Here is a 16,393-nt window from a genome sequence, read left to right as displayed (position 1 = left end):
CAAACCCAGCACGACAGCCGCCGGCCCCACGGCTCACCTGACGGCGACCGCGGTGGCCGACGAGCTGTCCCGCATCACGCCCCGCGACCGCCAGCTGCTCGACCTGCTCGACCAGCACCGCACGTTCACCACCGGCCAGATCACCGACCTCGCCTTCACCTCCGTCGGCCGAGCCCGTAACCGGCTGTCCGACCTGCACCGCCGAGGCGTACTCGACCGGTTCCGGCACTACCACCGACCCGGGTCACAATCCTGGCGCTGGACGGTCGGCCCGCTCGGGGCCGCGATCGTCGCGGCCAGTCGGGGTGAGCCGATGCCGCGCCCGTTCGCCGTCCGCGACGCAACCGCGCGGCTCGCGACATCCCCGACGTTGAGTCACCTGTTGGCCGTGAATGGGTTCTTCGTCGCGCTCACCGCGTACGCGCGTACCCGCGACGGCGTGGGGCTGGCCCGGTGGTGGAACGAGGCACGCTGCCGCGAGGCGTGCGGCGGTCTCATCCGCCCGGACGGGCACGGGGTGTGGGTGGCGGCGGGTCAGCGGGTGCCGTTCTGGCTCGAGGTCGACCTCGGCACCGAACCGCTACACCGGGTAGTGTCCAAAGTGGACGGCTACGCCAACCTCGGCCCCCGCCGCGCCTACCCGGTGCTGTTCTGGCTACCCACGGCGGTCCGCGAGGCCAACCTGCACGCGCTGATCGCACGCACCGGGCTACCCGACGGCCTCACCGTCGCGACCGGCGCTGCCGACCACGCCATCGGTCACGGTGGCCCCGCTGGCCCGGTGTGGCACGTGCCCGGCCGGGCCGGACGCGTCACGCTGACCGACCTTCCCGGGGCCACGGTAGGCGGCACTCGATGGGACGAGTGATCACGCTCGCCGTGACCATCGTGCTGGCCGTCGTGGTCATCATCGGCGCGGCCGGGGCCGGTATCGCGTCACTGCTGTTCGGCGGCACCGCAGGCACCGGCGGACTGTGCGCCGCGACCGTGACCGCCCCGAATGCGACACCGGCGGGGCTCACCGCCGAGCAGACCAGCAACGCTGCCGCGATCGTGGCTGTCGGTGCGCGGATGCGCGTTCCGGTGCGGGGATGGGTGATCGCGGTCGCGACCGCACGGCAGGAGTCCGGTCTGATCAGCCTTTCATCTGGCGACCGGGACTCGGTCGGACTGTTCCAGCAACGCCCATCACAGGGATGGGGCACCCCCGCGCAACTCCTCGACCCGGACTACGCCGCGACCCGGTTCTACGAGGCCTTGCTGCGGGTGCCGGACTGGCAGACGCTGCCGCTCACCGAGGCCGCGCAGGCCGTCCAGGGCAGCGCCTACCCGGACGCCTACGCCGACGACGAGCAACCGGCTACGGCCATCGTGACCGCCTACACCGGCGGAACCCTGCCCGGATGTGACCCGGTGGCGGTCAGTGCGTCCGGATGGGTGCGACCCGTTCCCGGGCCGGTCGTGTCCGGGTTCCGCACCTCGTCGCGGCCGGGGCACGACGGGATCGACATCGGCGCACCCCGCCACACCCTGATCCGCGCGGCCTCGGCCGGTGTCGTGGTCACGGTGCTGTGCAACGTGGCCGGCCGCTCGTACACGCCGACCGGCGGCACCCTGCCCTGCGATGTGGACGGCAACCCGCAGATCGGCGGGTGCGGATGGTACGTCCAGATCCGACACCCCGGCCAGCCCACCGGTGACGTGGTGACCCGTTACTGCCACATGGTGCGCCAACCCGCCGTGACCGTCGGGCAAACCGTGACCGCCGGCCAGCCGATCGGCCTCGTCGGCTCATCCGGCAACTCATCCGGCCCACACCTTCACTTTGAGGTCCACTCCGGCTATCCGGCGACTGAGGCGAACGCAATTGAACCGGCCGGATTTCTGCGGTACCGAGGCGTATCAATCTGACGTTGCTACGTTTCATATAGCGCGTAATCGGATCGATCCGATCCACCCGAATCGCGCCGTGAAATTGAGCACCGTGCGACGCCGTTGACAATGCGACGAAATCGAGCACGTCCGTCGAGGCGCTGCGAATCGAGTCCTATACGGCGTCGCAGGGCCCACCGGAACATGCGCCTATCCCGGCCCTGCGGCTCCGTCCCTGTGGCCGTTCACCGCAATCACAGGGTGCCGCATCACACGGATGTGCGCCACTGTCATGTGCAATCGAGCTATCCGTCGACTGTGGGAATGGGTCTATGGAAAGAGTCTTGGACGTCGATGTTGACAAACCCATCGGCACCGAGCGTCCATGGACGTGGGGCCGCAACAGCGGCCCGCCGAACCGGAATCAACGAATCGCGATACGCGGTATTCCGGGTCGCATTTCCGCCATTCCTACGGGAGGCAGTTCGCCATGTCCGAAAACACGACCACCAACGAAACCGCTGCCGAGACTGTCGCCCGTGTGCTGGCTGAGCACCCCGACGGCGTCACCACCCGCGCACTGGCGAAAGCGGCGCACCTCGGGCAGTCCACCGTCCAGAACGCGCTGACCGCCATGGAGGCCGCCGGTTCGGCCACTCGCAACCCCGGACCGCCCGACGGCAACCGGAAAGTTGCCGACGTCTGGACCTCCGCCACCCCGACCACCGGCGACACCGACGAGGTGCCCGACGAGATCACCGCCGCCCCGGACGCGGAACCATCCGGCCAGCCTGCCGACGAGACCGCGTCAGCCGAGACCGCACCCGATGAGGCGACCCCGGACGGGTCCACGCCGGACGAGGCGACCCCGGCCGATGCCCCTGTGTCGGGCGCACCCGTGGGATCCGCCGACCACTTCAAGATCGTGATGGTTGCGGGTGTTCTCGGTGACCACCCCGACGGTGTCAGCGCTGCCGACGTTGCCGACGAGTCCGGGCTGCGCGCGGCCATCGTGGGTCGCGTTCTGGCCGCGATGGAGCTCGCCGGTGCCGCTGTGCGTAAGCCGGCCGCCGAGGGCGACGAAACTGGGCCGGAACTGTGGCTGCGCGGCGAGGCCGATCTGACCACGGTCAGCCTCGTGGCGGTGCCGACGTGGACTGAGTGCCCGACGTGCGGTCACCGCACCCGCGTCCGTAACGGCGTGCCCGTGCGTCGCGGGGCCGGTGGGGCGCCGGGGCAGAACAGCGACGGCCAGCCCACCCTCGGCAAGAACGGGTTGCGCACCATCGTGCGGGACTTCCTGAACGCGCATCCCGGGCACGAGTTCACCGCGACCACCATCGCGAAGGAGATCAACCGGTCCGGCGGGGCCATCCGCAACGCCCTGGACAAGCTGCACCTCGCCGGTGAGGCCGTTCTGGTCACCGATGCCCCGATGACCTACACCGCCGCCCGTACCACCGCCACCGACGCGGGCAGCGACAGCGACGACAGCGCCGAATAGCACCGGCGCGCGATCGGTCCGGCCCCGCACGGGCCGGACCGATCGCGCATGTACGCCTTCACCCCTTCGTATGGACAGGAGCCTTCGATGAAGATCGTTGCTTGGCGGCGTGTCGTGGTCGCGCGGATGGTGTGCCCGGTGTGCCATGAACCGGCCCGCGCATGCCCACCCCGCCAATGGGTACCGGCTAACGGGCCACGGCCGCCGTGGTCGCACAGGGACGGTGAACCGCTGTGCCCCGTGGTCGGGGCCACCGGGTACCGGCCAGCCCGCCGCCCGTGCACCGTGACTGCCCTGCGCGCTGTCCGGCCCGTGCACCGGGCAACCCTCACGCGCACCCGGCCGGGGCGCGGCAGGTACACACGGGCGTCGTGACGCCGTGCGCCACCTCGCCGACCCGGTCGATTCCGGGGGACGTGCGGCAACTGTTGTTGAAGGAACACGCGACACCGGGCAGCGTCCGGCTACGGCAGATCGGCGTCTACCGGCCCACCCGCACCGAGCACCCGGACTGGTGTGAACACCTCGACACGATCTGCCGCACGTGTCTGCCCGACTGGCGCGCCGACTACTTCGTTCGCCGGTTCGAGCACGGCAGCGTCGCGGCGTACCGCACGTACGGCTGCCGCTGCGAGACGTGCCGACAAGGCGTCAGCACGCGGACCTCGTAGTGAACAGTCCGACTGATCGACGGGCGGCGACGTTCAGACGTCGCCGCCCGTCAGCACGTCGCGCCGATTGTGCTGCTGCGGCCAGACACTGCCGGTGCGTCGTCGCCGCAGAAACGGGCTGGCACAACCGGGCGTACGGGTCCGATGGCCCGCAGATTGGCGGCAGAAACCTTCAAGGCATCGCCGAGCGCGGCTCGACCACACCCCCGGAAGTAGTCAGCATTAGTGCTGTCGGCAACACCCGACGACACCGCAAACCCAACCAGGGAAAGGGAAATCGCCATGGCACACGAACTGGAAATCGCCGCTAACGGGCAGGCCGCCTTCGTCTCCGCCCGCGTCTCCGCGTGGCACCGGCTCGGCACCGTCACCGACGACTGCATGACCGCCGAAGACGTGATGGCCAAGGCGTTCCTCGGCGGCTGGAAGGTCCGCAAGATCCACGTACAGGGCGTCGAGACCACCGCCGACGGCATCACCATCATCGAGGCCCCGGACCGGCGCATGACCGTCCGCACGAACATCTTCACCGGCCAGACCGAGTATCTGGGCATCGTCGGCACCGACTACACCACCGTCCAGAACGAGGAAGCCGCCGAAGTCCTCAACCGCCTCGTCGACGAAGCCGGCGCCCACTTCGAAACGGCCGGCTCCCTGCGCAACGGCCGCATGGTCTTCATCACCATGAAGCTGCCGACCGCGATGCAGATCGCCGGAGTCGACAACATGGACCTCTACCTGTGCGCGACCACCTCCCACGACGGCACCTCCGCCCTGCGCGTGGACGCAAGCCCCATCCGCGTCGTGTGCGCCAACACCCAACGCGCCGCCATCTCGCACAGCAAAGGCCACTACGTCTTCCGGCACACCTCCAACGTGCGCACCCAGATCTCGCAGGCCCGCGAGGCGATGGGCCTCATGTGGCGTTACCTCGACGGCTTCCAGACCGAGGCCGAAAAGATGCTCAACGCCACCTTGACCATGGGCGAGTTTGAGAAGGTCGTCGCCGACCTGTGGCCCCTCGCCGACAACGCGACCGACCAGACGAAGAACAACCACAAAAAGCGCGCCTCCACGCTGCGGTACCTCATCCGCGACGCCGACACCCAGGCCGCGATCAAGGGCACCCGGTGGGCCGGATACCAGGCCATCACCGAATACCTCGACCACTACGCCCCGGCCAAAGACGCGACGCTGCGCGCGAACCGGGCCGTGTCCGCACCGGTCGCCGAACTGAAGACCCGCGCCTTCGACCTGCTGTCCGTATGACCCCGGTCGCAATGCCCGGCCGCATCCGTGGAGGTGCGGCCGGGTGCGGCGGCGGAGACGTCAGGTGGCTGGCAACCCTTCGTGCGGGCCGCCTTGCGTCTCCGGTGACCGCCGGAGACATGAGAAGGGAGCCAATTGTGGACCTCCACCAGGCACCGAACGGCGCTGCGCGAGCGGAAACGCTCGCAGCGATCGTTGGCGGCGCAACGTCCCTCGGCGCGGACGAGGCCCTGCGTGACGCAGTGCACGCTGTCGCCCGATCCTGTGGACCGCACAGCATCGATGCGCTCGTCGCGCTGCTGCGTCGGCTGAACATGGCTGCGCCACGCCGTGTCGCGGCCCGTCCGGTGGTGGCGTTCATCCGATACGGACACGTCGACGGCGGCGCCTCTGCTCGTGGTGTCGCGGTCACCTCCGACGGCGGCCGGTACAACGTGCACACCGTGTTCTGGGATGAACTCGCCTCCCGGTGGGAAGGCAGCAACGGCCGCTACGGCATGGAGTGGGACGCCGCCCGCGTCGAGATGAACCGCCGCGCCGACACCGAGCCACAGCCGTGACCGGCGAGGAGGCCGACCGGGCAGACGAGGTGTGGACGTACGCCGGTCGCCGCGAGCACAAAGGCAAGCGGCTCTTCGCCTGGCACGACCCACGCGGCGCCAAGCGGTTCTTCTCGAAGCTGCCGGGTCTCACCATCGGTGGCCGGTACACCATCTCCGTCTCCCGTGACGACGACGACAAGAACGTGACCGTCTACGGCGAGGCGCGCTACACCGGCGAACGCATCGATGACGAGCAGATGCGCCGCGAGATGGAGGCCCTCGACGTCGCGGCCGCGGCCCGCCTCGCCGCACAGGCACGAGACCGCAGCGATGCCCGCCGCAAGGCACTCGACGACGCCGTCGGACCACTCGCCGCCATCGCCCGCAAGCTCGCCTTCGGCCACGAACGCGACGCGTTCCTCGCCCACGTGATCCGGCGCATCACCCGCGACTGGTAACCCCCAGCCGCTCAACTCCTCAACCGATGTCGGAGGTCCAGCATGCCTACTCCACAACGCCTCACCGTGTCAGGACTCGACCCGACCCATGCCCGGCCCGATCTCACAGCGGACACCACGTGCACGGAGCGGATCATCATCCCGACCTTCAACGCCGAGTTCGTGCCCGAGTCTGACGGCGGCCCCTGCGCGAAGGTGCCGGTGCTGCGGCTGACCATCCGCCACAACGGCACCTCGTGCGGCTGCGACGGCACCTGCCAGATCCCCGACCCGCAACAGCCGGGCAGCGACCCACCCGGCCGGTGGACCGAGGAGCGTCTGCTGTGCGCCGACCACGTCCACGAATGCCGCGCCGAAGGAGCGCTCGACGCGCGACCCCCCGCCGTCACCATCGAGGACCTCACATGAGCCCGCACAACGATTCCGGATCCGACGAGTTCGTGGCTCCGCCGCAGATGTTCTGCCGCACCTGCCGGCGCCCGCTGAACACCCGAGCACGCGCGGGACGCATCGAGTACCTGCACGCCGAACAGCTTCGCGGCGGCGCCGCCGGCCACCCTGCCGAGCCGGTAACGGCCGCCGAGATCGGCACGGTGGTGCTGGTGTGCGACTTCTGCTCCGCCGCCGATCCGGTGTGGATCTACACCGGCGCCGATCAAGAGACCGACATCCGCGTCGTCACGTCCGAAGTCGTCGACTTCGGCGACTACCAGCGGCGACACCGCGCCGCCCGTACCGTGCGCGCCGACACCGAGATGGGACCGCTCCAACAGTGGGGCGAGCGGTGGACCGCCTGCGACGGCTGTGCCGCCTACCTCGACGCACGCAACCTCTACGGCCTCATCGGCCGAGTAGTGGACCGCATGGCGGCCAAGTACCGGCGCGGCAGCCGCCTCGCCCGCACCCGAGCCGACCTCCACGCCCTCTACAGCCCACTGTTCGCCACCCTCCAACCCGGCCGCACGGCGATCACCGACGAGCACCCCGGCCAACGGAACCCGACGCCCGACAGCACCTGATCACAAGCGACCCGATCGTCGTAGGTGGTCAAGGACAGAGCCCATCTGGCGCCCGAACGGTCTCGCAACGGCCGGCCGGTCTGCCACAACTCGGCACTGAGAGAAGGACTGATCGTGCTACCCGAAAAGCTCCTCGAAAAGATCAACGAACTCGTCGAGACCTACGCCAAGGCCCACACCTGCCGCACCCTCGCCAGCATGGCCAACCACGAGGCCGAAGCCGCCCACCTCAACGCCCGCGCCGACTTCTGGGACGCCCAAGTCTCCAACCAGTACGCCAAGCTCACCGTCGCGGTGAACTCGGCCGTGCCGCCCACTGTCTATGCCACCTGCGACCCCCACGCCACGGTACGCATTCCTGACGGCCATGCCGTCGAGGTGTACGGCACCCTCGACCACGGCCAACGGGCAGTCTCCATCACGTTCACCGGAGTCCAGGCCATGGCAGTCGGCACAGCCATGATCGCCTGCGCCGCGCTGAGCAGCGGTGGGCGCCTCGCTCAAATGCTGCCACCGGTCCCGGCCTCGGAGCCCGAACAGCGCCGGTCCGCCTAATTTTATAGGAGCAGCCGCGCTCGTGGGCGGTGGCCGGCGGGCACACCCGAACGGGTGCGCGCAACCCCGACCGGCCACCTCGCCCCGGCAGGCCAACTCCCGGTCCGACCGAGGTCAGACCGTTGCACCTTCACCCGCCCGGGACGTATCGGAGATGCTAAACCCGATGCAGATCACCCGCGTCCATCGCCGGAGGGAAGAACGAAGTGGGGAGCCGGAACCGCCGACAACGCCGGCAACTCGACCGCGCCGGCATCGCCACCCACGTCGGCGTGAGTAGCGCTACCGTCGACCACTGGTACCTCCACCGCGACCGAACTGGATTCCCCGACCGAGCTGACACCGACTCCAGCGGCCGAGACTGGTGGTGGCAGACAGAGATCGACGCCTTCTACACCGCGCACCTCACCGCGCGCGCCGCCACTTTCACCGAGGTAGACCGCAGCGGGGACCCCGGCGACCGCCTCACCGCACCCCAGGCAGCCAAGGTGCTCGGCTACAAAGATCACCGCAGCCTGCCCAACGCCCTACGCCACCACCCCGACGACACCGAGCAACTACCCAGCGGTCGGCTACGCCGCTACTGGTACCGACGCACTGTGTGGGCCTATGCCGACGGCCGATCCCAGCGGCGCTCCACCGGACGCCCTACTGGCATCGGCAGGACCCAGTACAGACCCCCGAGGTACATCGACGACCCACGGCTCGACGCCGCCCGAACACTCCTCGGCGAGGCGCGATCTGCTCAGCGGCCGATCGTCGGCTTGGGAGCCGAGCTGGCTCGACTTCTCAGCGTCCCGGAACGCACTGCCCAGCGTCTAATCATGGAGGCGCTTCGCCATGACTGAGCTTGCTGATCTGGGTCCGGCCGGCGTGACGAACGATTCGTTGGTACGCAGATTCACCGATGAGTCGATACTATCGATTCCTCTTGTAGTTACACACCAGATGCGCTGATCTTCGTGATTGTATGTGGGGTGCTTCTATGGCGACGGAGTGCGGAGAACCAGATTGTCATGGTGTGGCGCTACCAATGCGTAACCAATGCATCGGCCATGTCGACGAAGGAGCCCGGTCCAAATACATCGAAGACTGGGCGACCGGGCGTGGCGATTTAGTTCTGGATCATCTACAGGTAAAGCCAGAACTACCGGACCAGATCTTCCTCGCGGCCACGACTGCTCGCGGAGCAAGAGAGTTGACCAATTGCTCATTTGTTAGCAGTCGGTTGGCGGACGGCTGCAGATTCAACGACGCCCGTCTTGAATCAGTAAACTTCCTGCGCGCCACCTTCATTCATGCAGACTTCCGCAACGCGAACTTTAGTTCCGATGCCGAATTCACCTCATGCAAGTTCGAGGGTCGAGCGCAGTTCATGAACGCGACTTTCGGATCGCGAGCGAAGTTCGGAGTGGTCAGATTTGCCGAAGAGGCAGATTTCGGCGGGGCAACTTTCGGGGATGCGGCGACGTTTTGGAAGACGCAATGGAACGGAGACGCAAGTTTCGGAAATACCAAGTTCGGCCCAAACGCGACTTTTACATTTTGCAGGTTTGGCGCGAAGGCGACCTTTAGCGGGGCCAGACTTGGCGAGGAGGCAGACTTCTCGCGTTCGACATTTAGTGGGCCCGTCGATTTCACTGCTGGCTCGTTCGGTATAGCTGTTCAGTTCTCAAATACCGAGTTTCAGGGTTCCGCTCGCTTTAGGCGTCGGCTATTTGGGAGGGGTGCCTCCTTCAATAAGTCGCGTTTCGAGGGAGACACTTCGTTTGAATTCGCAAGCTTCGAAGACGGCGACGTTGCGTTCACGGATGCGGAGGTGAGAAGCGAGCTCTTCTCGCTAGATGGGATCACGTTCTCCAGACCGGTTTACATTAATGTTAAGTCCAACTCGGTCTCGCTTCGTGGTGCTCGATTTCTGAATGGCGGGCATATTCGCCTAGAAGGGGATGCTACCGTTGACCTCGAAGACGCGAGCTTTCCTCAACCGTTCATGATTTCAGGGAAGGAAGGTTCGCGTGCGTCGGTGTCGTCGGTACGTCGGGCCGACTTGGCAGGCCTGGTAATTTCGGAACTCTCTCTCACGGACTGTCGTTTCGTCGGCGCTCACAACCTCGACAAGCTCCAAATCCAGTCTTTGGTCAGGCCGTTTCAGTTTTTCGGCGTGGGGCCATGGGGAACAAGGCGAATGGTAATACTCGAAGAAATCGAGTGGCGTAACTCGCGCGCCAACGCGGCCTCGCCTTCAGTGTCGGCAGAGCAAGTGGCATCGATTTACAGGCAATTGCGGAAGGGGCGAGAAGATCGGAAGGATGAGCCAGGCGCAGCAGACTTTTACTATGGGGAGATGCTAATGCGGATGCGATCCACGCATTCGTCGCGAGCCGAGCGGATGATAATCTCTGTTTACTGGGCAGCTTCCGGTTTTGGCCTTCGCGCCAGTCGTGCGTTCGCGGCCTTTCTTGCACTGCTCCTGGTAGCCGGCATCGCCATCAGCTTGTGGGGTTTAAGGGGAGGTTCGCCTAGAGGCGTCAGTTCGACGATGGCCACCGGATTTCTCGCGGCGATGAAAGGTTCCGTCGGATGGCAGTCACCGGACACGCTCAACGTGCTCGGGGAATACATCAACCTTGGCCTAAGAATTGCTGGTCCGGTCCTCTTGGGGCTAGGTGCCCTGGCTATCCGAGGTCGTATAAAGCGAGGTTGACACCGAGTCAGGACGAACAGCACGCGGTCGCTGGATCTGGCCGAGCGACCGCCGGTGGTGCGAACCCGTGCGGAACTTTGGCGAGATGCATAAGCGAGCCGCTTGTGGCTCACTGGTGCGGCGACGCCGGATCGCTCCCACTAGCTCGGCCACCCGTTTGATCCGTGCGGAGAAGATTGAGTAAAGCCGAGACTTTTCCGGTTGCGATGGTGTACCCGTCTGCACGGAGCTGCATCGCCAGAGCGTCCCGGCTGAGGCTGCGGCCTTGCCGCCGTAAGGTCTCGTGCGCTGTGCGGGCGGCGGGCAGCAGGAGGACGAAGTCAGCCGCAACGGCCGGATTGTCGTTTCCGTTCGTCTGGGCGGGCCGGGTTTCGGACCCTGATGTCACGGGCGTCGAGTTTATCGGTGACTCAACAATACCGACCCCAGTCTCACCGAACTGTCCTGCCTCGGGCAAGTTGCTGCTCCTTGTTTGATTCCGAGGAGTCTGGAAGGGCTCGGCGCCAGGGGGTTTCTCAATTGGAGTGAAAGTGGTTGCTGCGCTGCCTAGCCCGACCATCGCGATGATCGATTCTGGCTGGGGTTGCGCATCGGCATCGCGGATACGTCCGGCGAGTTCGACCAGTGACACGCTGGCGACCACGATGAGGCCGTCGACGCTCAGCGGCAAGAGATAGGGCGCCACGCCGTTCTCGCCGTATCGTGCGGCTACGGCGGCCATGTGCCAGTAGGAGACGTAGGCGGCGATGCCTGCGATGGCAACGGTGGCGAGGATCCGAATGACGGCCAGGCTGCGGCGGTATACCGGAACGCGGGAGATCAGTTCGACGGTCAGGAGCAGCGCGAGCGGCGGCCATGCGGCGATGGTCTGGGAGATCAGCTCGTCGCGGGCGTGCAGGACGTTCGCGCACACGGAAGCCGCTACGCCGAGGGCAAGGGTTGCCCGTACTGCCCATTGGACTCGCCGCAGCTGAGTCAGGTCCGCACCCGCCGCGCGCCGGTCGGGAGCCGTCGCCGTGTCGGCCCGTTGACCACTCTCCACCGAGTTCAGCTCGGGCGCCCGCCGGCCGTTCGCGTTCTGCTCGGCTACGGCCGTCATCGAGCACCGCCTCTGGCGGAGGACAGGTTGAGTTGTCGGGCGGCGATGCGGCGGGTTGCTTCGGATGGTTCAGCCTCGCCGAGGCCGGCCAGGCGTTCCTCCAGCAGGCGAACGGTACGGCGAACAGCGTCCGGGCGGCCTTGGCGTCCGTGGATACGCATGATGCGCTGGTACAGCTCCTCGTTGACAGGGTCGAGTTCGATGGCCTTCTCCAGGGCGGCGATGGCACGTTCCGGTTGGTCGGCTTCGGTGAGTTCGGCGATGCGCGCGTAGACGCTGAGGACCTGGTGGCGGAAGGTGGTGGCGTAGTCGATGGTCCAAGTCCGGTCGTGGCCCTCGGCGAAGTCGCCGCCGTAGCAGGCAGCGGCTTCCTCGAGAGCTGCGAGGCAGGCGGTTTCGTCGTCGGCGATGTGGTTGGCGCGGTCGATGGCGGCGAGCATGCGCCAGAGGTCGACGTCGATCAGGTCAGGGTCGATGCGGTACCGGTTGCTGCCGCCATGGTCGCGGACGATGAACCTTCCTTTGCCGGTGACGGTGGTGTTGTCACGGAGCAGGCTGCGGGCTGCGTTGAGATCGGTGCGGACTCGGTTGAGGCCGGCGTCGGGGTGGGCGTCGGGATGCAGGGCAGCGGCGATCTCCTCCTGCGTACGTCCCTTGGGATGGGCGGCGAGAACCGCGAGGACCGCAAGGGAGCCCTTCCGGACGCCGACGGTGATCGGCCAGTTTGCGGTCGATACCGAAAGCGGTCCAAGGACCTGCAGCCGCACGGGCGCCGGCGAGTTCTGGCTGCGGGTCGGGACCTCCATGAGACCGAGGGGTTCGATCCCGCTGGCGAACCGACTGTCGCTGTCGGCTGCGTCGTCCTCACCGGTTTCGGGACGCGGTGCGGCCGCGCGGACGAGGTTGAGCACGTCGACCAGTTCTCGCGCTGTGAGTGTGGACAGCCGGCCCTCGGGAGTACCAAGGATGCGGTCAGGCCCGGACTGCTCGGTGAGTCCGCCGTCGTCGGCCAGGTGGTAGCCGGTGAAGGCGTCGGTGGTGCCGAGGATGACGGGGTGAAGGTGTAGGGCGTGCCGGTGTGCGGCGACGGCCTGGAGACGGGCGGCGTACCGGTCGTTGGCCTCGACGAGCAGGACGTAGGGCGGTTGGTGTTCGGCGTGGTCGACGCGGTCGTTGAGGGCCGCCATGGTGTCCAGGCCGAACGTGTCCAGGAGCCGGCGGCGGTGGATCATCTCTTCCTCGGCGTGGGTGACTGCCGCGGCGGTGTCGGTGAGGATGACGAGCCGTTCGCCGTCGAAGCTTTGGTGATGCGGGTCCAGCCCGGTCGGCGCGACGTCGGGTGGTAGGAGCCGGGTGAGCGTGTCGGCGGTGGTGGCGACGATTGGCCTGTCGGCGAGGGTTGCTGTGACTCCGGTGGCCAGGGTGCTGGCCAGGATGGCGCGGGCGACCGGTTCCGCGCCGGGGCCGTGGACGGCGATGCCGGCGCCTGGGAGGTCGAACAGACTGATTGGCTGGCCTTTGTCATCGACTCCGATGGCGGCGGGAACGGTTGCCGGTTGTCCGGTGGCGTTGAGGTGGCGACGGCCGCCGGTGTCGGCGGTCCGCAGCGAGTCCGGGACCGGTGTGGGGGTGGGGCCGGTGCGGACCGGGATCGGGAAGGCGAGTCGGGCGCGGCGCCGTTGGTGCAGGCGCAGCAGCGTGGCGATGGCGGCGATGGTTGCCGCCAGGCCGAGGCTGATCCAGGTCTGTGACGGCATGGTGATGCCTGGCTGCTCGCCGTCGGACGTGGCGTCGCCATTGGCGTCGGGTGTGGCAGGAGACGGTGCGGAGCTCGGCGTCGTCGAGCCGGCTGGCGGCGAGCTGGGCTGCGTCGACGGGGTAGCGGCCCCTGGCGCCGCGCTGCTTGGTGGCGGCGTCGCGGAGGGTGTGCCTGCCGACGGGTGCGCCCCGGGCGATGACCCTGGCTGAGCCGGATCTGGAGGCGCCGGTAGGGTCGGCGCGCCGCCTGGAGGGGGCGATGGTGTGGCCGGTGTTGGGGCGGGCAGGGCGAGAATCCAGCCGACATGGAGTTCGTCGGGGTCGGTCAGGGCGTAGCCGTTGGCTTGCTGGTGGCCTCGGTTGAGCACGTAGATCTCGCGCCACCGGTGTGGGTCACCGAGTGTGGCGGCGGCGATGTCCCACAGGTTGTCGCCCTCGGCGACTGGATGGACGCCTCCGGGTGCGTCGGGCGTCCGGGTTGGTGGGCCGGTGACGGCGGCGGCGAGATTCGACGCCGGCTGTACGGACAGCGCTGGCCGCGGTGCAAGCGCGTCGGGCCTCGGTATGGGTTGCTGGGGTGTGGCGGTTACGACGATGGCCGGGGTGCGGGCAGCGGCGTCAGCGACCTCGGCCGCGGTGCTGGGACTGACCGCGCTGCGAGCGAGGTCGAGCACGATGGCGGCGGCGATCGCACCGACCAGGACGGCGGCCAGGAGTCGGACTGGGCCGCCGGGCCGTCGTCGCTCCTGACGCGGGTGTCTGTGCCGGGCATCGGCCGTCTCGGCTGTGGCAAGGATGGTCTCGGCGATGACGTCGCGGAGGAAGATCAGCCACAAGGCCCAGGCGATGATGGCGAGCAGGTTGATGAGCGTCGCGTCATTCAGAGGCGATGTCAGGGCCTCGGTGACCTCGGACGGTGTGGGGATGTGGTCGGGGAGGGGAGATCCGACGAAGATGACCAGACCGGCCGGGATGCCGACGAGGAGTCCACTGAGGATGGTGAGCGCGACGAGTGCGCGCAGCAGCCGGCCCACAACTGCGGCCACGTGGCTCATGAAGCCGCCCCTTTCCTGAGTCAGGTGCCCGGTTCAGTGACGCCCTGTACCGCCGTGGCGGTCGCCGTCGCTAACACCCGCAGCTCGCGAACGCCGACGAGTTGCAGGAGCTGAGCGGTGGCGGTGCGTCGCACCGTCACGGTCACCGTGGTGGTGGTGGCTGTGGCCTCGCCGTCGGCGCCGGCCGACGCCAGCCATGTGCGGGCGGCAGCGGCGGCCCGGGCCGGGTCGAGTTCGGCGACGTTGGACGTGCGGAACTTGTACAGGTCGAGTTCCTGAGCTCCAGCGCGTGCCGCCGCCTGCGCGATGTCCAACGCCCGCGCCTTCTGTGACAGGGCCAGCCCACCGTCAAGGACCAACCCGGCCACGGCGAGTAGCGCCACGGTCAGGATGACTGCGAAGGCTGTCACCTGGCCGGCGTCCGAGCCCACTCGTCCGCCGGTCCGCGCGCGCAACCACCGCCATGCCGCCACGACCCACATCTGCACGGCGTGGCCTGCCGGCCGTCGTAGAGACCGATCGCGACGGGTGCTCATATCAGCACCCCGATGAGGAACACCATGACGACTGCGGCGAGGACCACCACGGCGACTGCCGTCACCAGCGTCGACAATGGGGAGGTCGTGGCGGTTCCCGCCGCCATCGCCTCGGCCAGGTCGAACAGGGCGCGTTGCGTCTCCGGATCGTCATCGAGGATCGCTCGGTGTTCCTCGCCCCATTCCGGGTCGTCGACGTTCGCGGCGACATCGGCGAGGTAGGCGGCGAACCTGGCGTCGGCGTCAGGGTCATCGCTCGGTGGCACGACCGGCGGCTGCGGCCCAGCGGAGGTCATCGTGGTACTCCCTTCATCGCAACGTTCTCTGTCGTGCAGAGCCGAGGTGGCGGTTTGCCGACGACCGCCCTTCCGACGCTGCTGAACTCGAGCGAAACGCCGCGCCAGACATCGACCGGGGAGGTGGCGGTGGCCTCGACGGTTCGGCTGCCGGGCACACCGAGGAGGAGCAGGTCGGCCAGCGGCACCTGGCAGGACAACGTCACCGTAACTGCGCTTCCGGGTCGCTGGCCGTCGGTGGTGACGGTGACGGTCAGGACGGTGCAGGTGGCGGAGCGGGCGGCGAGGGTGTCGCGGGCTGCGCGTTCGGCGTCCGTTCGGGCGGCCTGTTCTGTGCGGGCCAGGGAGCCGGCTCGTGCGGCGGCGCTCGCGGCGGCGTCGAGGTCGAGTTGGACGGAGGCCAGCCGTCCACACAAGACGACGAGCAGCAGGATCATCACCAGCAGCGGTGTCAGCAATGACGTCTCCACGGTGCTGGAACCTCGGTCCCCGGTTAGGCGAAGCAAACGCATCCTTTGCACGAAGGCAGTCCGGAGACGACGGATGCCGGTAGACGAGGACTTCATCGGCTGCCTGCCGTGGGTGCCGTTCCGCGGCCTGGGACGAACCTCTCTACAGGACGAACGACCACCGCTCGTGCCGTCCATTGGATGCCTGGGACCACGGTTGCGGCGGTGCCCACGATTTCGACGCGAACCTCGGTGGCGGTGCGGGTCACGGTGATGACCGGGTTCTTCAACACGCCGTCGCCGAGCGCAGCCAGGGTTTCGGCCGCTGCGGTCTGCCCAGCGGAGGCGCTGCCGGTGTACGCGGCGGCAGCACTCGCGGCACGGTTGGCGGCGGCTTGGGCTACATGGGTGGCGTGCATCCACACCCCGGCCTGAACGATGAACATGACGATCAGTAGCAGCAACGGCATCGCGATCGCCAGCTCCGCGGTGGCACCGCCGGCATCCGGACGGGCTGTGAGGCGTCTGCAGCGCGCACGAAACCCTTGCGTCGAACGGCCGACGGCTCGCCGTCGGTGCGGGATCACCATGAGAGCGGGCATG

Annotated in this window: 17 protein-coding genes and 1 pseudogene; 12 read left to right on the top strand and 6 right to left on the bottom strand. The window is 67.8% G+C overall.

Annotated elements, in window-relative coordinates:
* Positions 1–52: 52 nt before the first annotated feature.
* The 12 genes from Voc01_RS45370 (at position 53) to Voc01_RS45315 (ending at position 10,597) form a co-directional block, all read left to right on the top strand.
* Positions 53–868 carry a replication-relaxation family protein gene (locus tag Voc01_RS45370; protein WP_203933985.1) on the top strand — a complete coding sequence of 272 codons (816 nt, stop codon included), beginning with the start codon at positions 53–55 and terminating at the stop codon, positions 866–868.
* Entirely contained in the window at positions 856–1,911 is a 1,056-nt protein-coding gene (locus Voc01_RS45365) for a M23 family metallopeptidase (protein WP_203933972.1), read from the top strand. Before Voc01_RS45370 ends, Voc01_RS45365 begins: the two co-directional genes overlap by 13 nt.
* Positions 1,912–2,257: 346 nt before the next feature.
* Positions 2,258–3,376: a MarR family transcriptional regulator gene (locus Voc01_RS45360; protein WP_203933971.1), complete on the top strand. Its 1,119-nt coding sequence runs from the start codon at positions 2,258–2,260 to the stop codon at positions 3,374–3,376.
* Between the two features lie 416 nt (positions 3,377–3,792).
* Positions 3,793–4,047: a hypothetical protein gene (locus tag Voc01_RS45355; RefSeq protein ID WP_203933970.1), complete on the top strand. Its 255-nt coding sequence runs from the start codon at positions 3,793–3,795 to the stop codon at positions 4,045–4,047.
* Between the two features lie 282 nt (positions 4,048–4,329).
* Entirely contained in the window at positions 4,330–5,316 is a 987-nt protein-coding gene (locus tag Voc01_RS45350; RefSeq protein ID WP_203933984.1) for a DUF932 domain-containing protein, read from the top strand.
* 137 nt (positions 5,317–5,453) lie between these two features.
* Positions 5,454–5,876, top strand: a complete 423-nt coding sequence (locus Voc01_RS45345; RefSeq protein WP_203933969.1) for a hypothetical protein — start codon at positions 5,454–5,456, stop codon at positions 5,874–5,876.
* Positions 5,873–6,316, top strand: coding sequence for a hypothetical protein (locus Voc01_RS45340; RefSeq protein ID WP_203933968.1), 444 nt, complete (start codon positions 5,873–5,875; stop codon positions 6,314–6,316). Before Voc01_RS45345 ends, Voc01_RS45340 begins: the two co-directional genes overlap by 4 nt.
* A 42-nt stretch (positions 6,317–6,358) precedes the next feature.
* The gene (locus tag Voc01_RS45335; RefSeq protein ID WP_203933967.1) at positions 6,359–6,724 is read left to right on the top strand and encodes a hypothetical protein; all 366 of its coding nucleotides are present in this window, start codon (positions 6,359–6,361) and stop codon (positions 6,722–6,724) included.
* Positions 6,721–7,335: a hypothetical protein gene (locus tag Voc01_RS45330; RefSeq protein ID WP_203933988.1), complete on the top strand. Its 615-nt coding sequence runs from the start codon at positions 6,721–6,723 to the stop codon at positions 7,333–7,335. Before Voc01_RS45335 ends, Voc01_RS45330 begins: the two co-directional genes overlap by 4 nt.
* 24 nt (positions 7,336–7,359) lie before the next feature.
* Positions 7,360–7,890 carry a hypothetical protein gene (locus tag Voc01_RS45325; RefSeq protein ID WP_203933966.1) on the top strand — a complete coding sequence of 177 codons (531 nt, stop codon included), beginning with the start codon at positions 7,360–7,362 and terminating at the stop codon, positions 7,888–7,890.
* A 206-nt stretch (positions 7,891–8,096) separates the two neighbouring features.
* Entirely contained in the window at positions 8,097–8,738 is a 642-nt protein-coding gene (locus tag Voc01_RS45320) for a hypothetical protein (protein ID WP_203933965.1), read from the top strand.
* 137 nt (positions 8,739–8,875) lie between these two features.
* A complete protein-coding gene (locus tag Voc01_RS45315; protein WP_203933964.1) occupies positions 8,876–10,597 on the top strand; it encodes a pentapeptide repeat-containing protein in 1,722 nt (573 codons plus the stop codon).
* Between the two features lie 109 nt (positions 10,598–10,706).
* On the opposite strand, the gene Voc01_RS45310 is transcribed toward Voc01_RS45315, so the two are convergent.
* The 6 genes and pseudogenes from Voc01_RS45310 to Voc01_RS45285 all read right to left on the bottom strand — a co-directional run bounded on the left by Voc01_RS45310 (position 10,707) and on the right by Voc01_RS45285 (position 16,392).
* On the bottom strand, positions 10,707–11,696 hold the full coding sequence (locus Voc01_RS45310; protein ID WP_203933963.1) for a DUF2637 domain-containing protein: 990 nt from the start codon (positions 11,694–11,696) through the stop codon (positions 10,707–10,709).
* Positions 11,693–14,509 carry an AfsR/SARP family transcriptional regulator gene (locus tag Voc01_RS45305; RefSeq protein WP_203933962.1) on the bottom strand — a complete coding sequence of 939 codons (2,817 nt, stop codon included), beginning with the start codon at positions 14,507–14,509 and terminating at the stop codon, positions 11,693–11,695. The genes Voc01_RS45310 and Voc01_RS45305 overlap by 4 nt, the downstream gene beginning before the upstream one ends.
* Positions 14,510–14,529: 20 nt before the next feature.
* Positions 14,530–14,991 carry a pilus assembly protein TadG-related protein gene (locus Voc01_RS45300; protein WP_203933983.1) on the bottom strand — a complete coding sequence of 154 codons (462 nt, stop codon included), beginning with the start codon at positions 14,989–14,991 and terminating at the stop codon, positions 14,530–14,532.
* Positions 14,992–15,041: 50 nt separating this feature from the next.
* A complete protein-coding gene (locus tag Voc01_RS45295) occupies positions 15,042–15,341 on the bottom strand; it encodes a hypothetical protein (RefSeq protein ID WP_203933961.1) in 300 nt (99 codons plus the stop codon).
* 13 nt (positions 15,342–15,354) lie between these two features.
* A pseudogene (locus tag Voc01_RS45290) lies at positions 15,355–15,907 on the bottom strand (TadE/TadG family type IV pilus assembly protein).
* Complete coding sequence (locus Voc01_RS45285; protein ID WP_203933959.1) at positions 15,904–16,392, bottom strand: TadE family protein; 489 nt, start codon at positions 16,390–16,392, stop codon at positions 15,904–15,906. Before Voc01_RS45285 ends, Voc01_RS45290 begins: the two are co-directional and overlap by 4 nt.
* Position 16,393 lies beyond the last annotated feature (1 nt).

This window comes from Virgisporangium ochraceum, from assembly GCF_016863655.1.
In the GTDB taxonomy this organism is placed as follows: domain Bacteria; phylum Actinomycetota; class Actinomycetes; order Mycobacteriales; family Micromonosporaceae; genus Virgisporangium; species Virgisporangium ochraceum.
The sequence above is the reverse complement of the archived record's forward strand: the minus strand, read 5'-3'. Positions and strand labels throughout refer to the sequence as shown.

Bases quoted from the DNA above. Each gene is read 5' to 3' on its own strand.
- Voc01_RS45365 (WP_203933972.1), top strand. From the start codon at position 856: ATGGGACGAGTGATCACGCTCGCCGTGACCATCGTGCTGGCCGTCGTG.
- Voc01_RS45360 (WP_203933971.1), top strand. From the start codon at position 2,258: ATGGACGTGGGGCCGCAACAGCGGCCCGCCGAACCGGAATCAACGAAT.
- Voc01_RS45350 (WP_203933984.1), top strand. From the start codon at position 4,330: ATGGCACACGAACTGGAAATCGCCGCTAACGGGCAGGCCGCCTTCGTC.
- Voc01_RS45335 (WP_203933967.1), top strand. From the start codon at position 6,359: ATGCCTACTCCACAACGCCTCACCGTGTCAGGACTCGACCCGACCCAT.
- Voc01_RS45330 (WP_203933988.1), top strand. From the start codon at position 6,721: ATGAGCCCGCACAACGATTCCGGATCCGACGAGTTCGTGGCTCCGCCG.
- Voc01_RS45315 (WP_203933964.1), top strand. From the start codon at position 8,876: ATGGCGACGGAGTGCGGAGAACCAGATTGTCATGGTGTGGCGCTACCA.
- Voc01_RS45310 (WP_203933963.1), bottom strand. From the start codon at position 11,696: ATGACGGCCGTAGCCGAGCAGAACGCGAACGGCCGGCGGGCGCCCGAG.
- Voc01_RS45305 (WP_203933962.1), bottom strand. From the start codon at position 14,509: ATGAGCCACGTGGCCGCAGTTGTGGGCCGGCTGCTGCGCGCACTCGTC.
- Voc01_RS45300 (WP_203933983.1), bottom strand. From the start codon at position 14,991: ATGTGGGTCGTGGCGGCATGGCGGTGGTTGCGCGCGCGGACCGGCGGA.
- Voc01_RS45295 (WP_203933961.1), bottom strand. From the start codon at position 15,341: ATGACCTCCGCTGGGCCGCAGCCGCCGGTCGTGCCACCGAGCGATGAC.
- Voc01_RS45285 (WP_203933959.1), bottom strand. From the start codon at position 16,392: ATGCCCGCTCTCATGGTGATCCCGCACCGACGGCGAGCCGTCGGCCGT.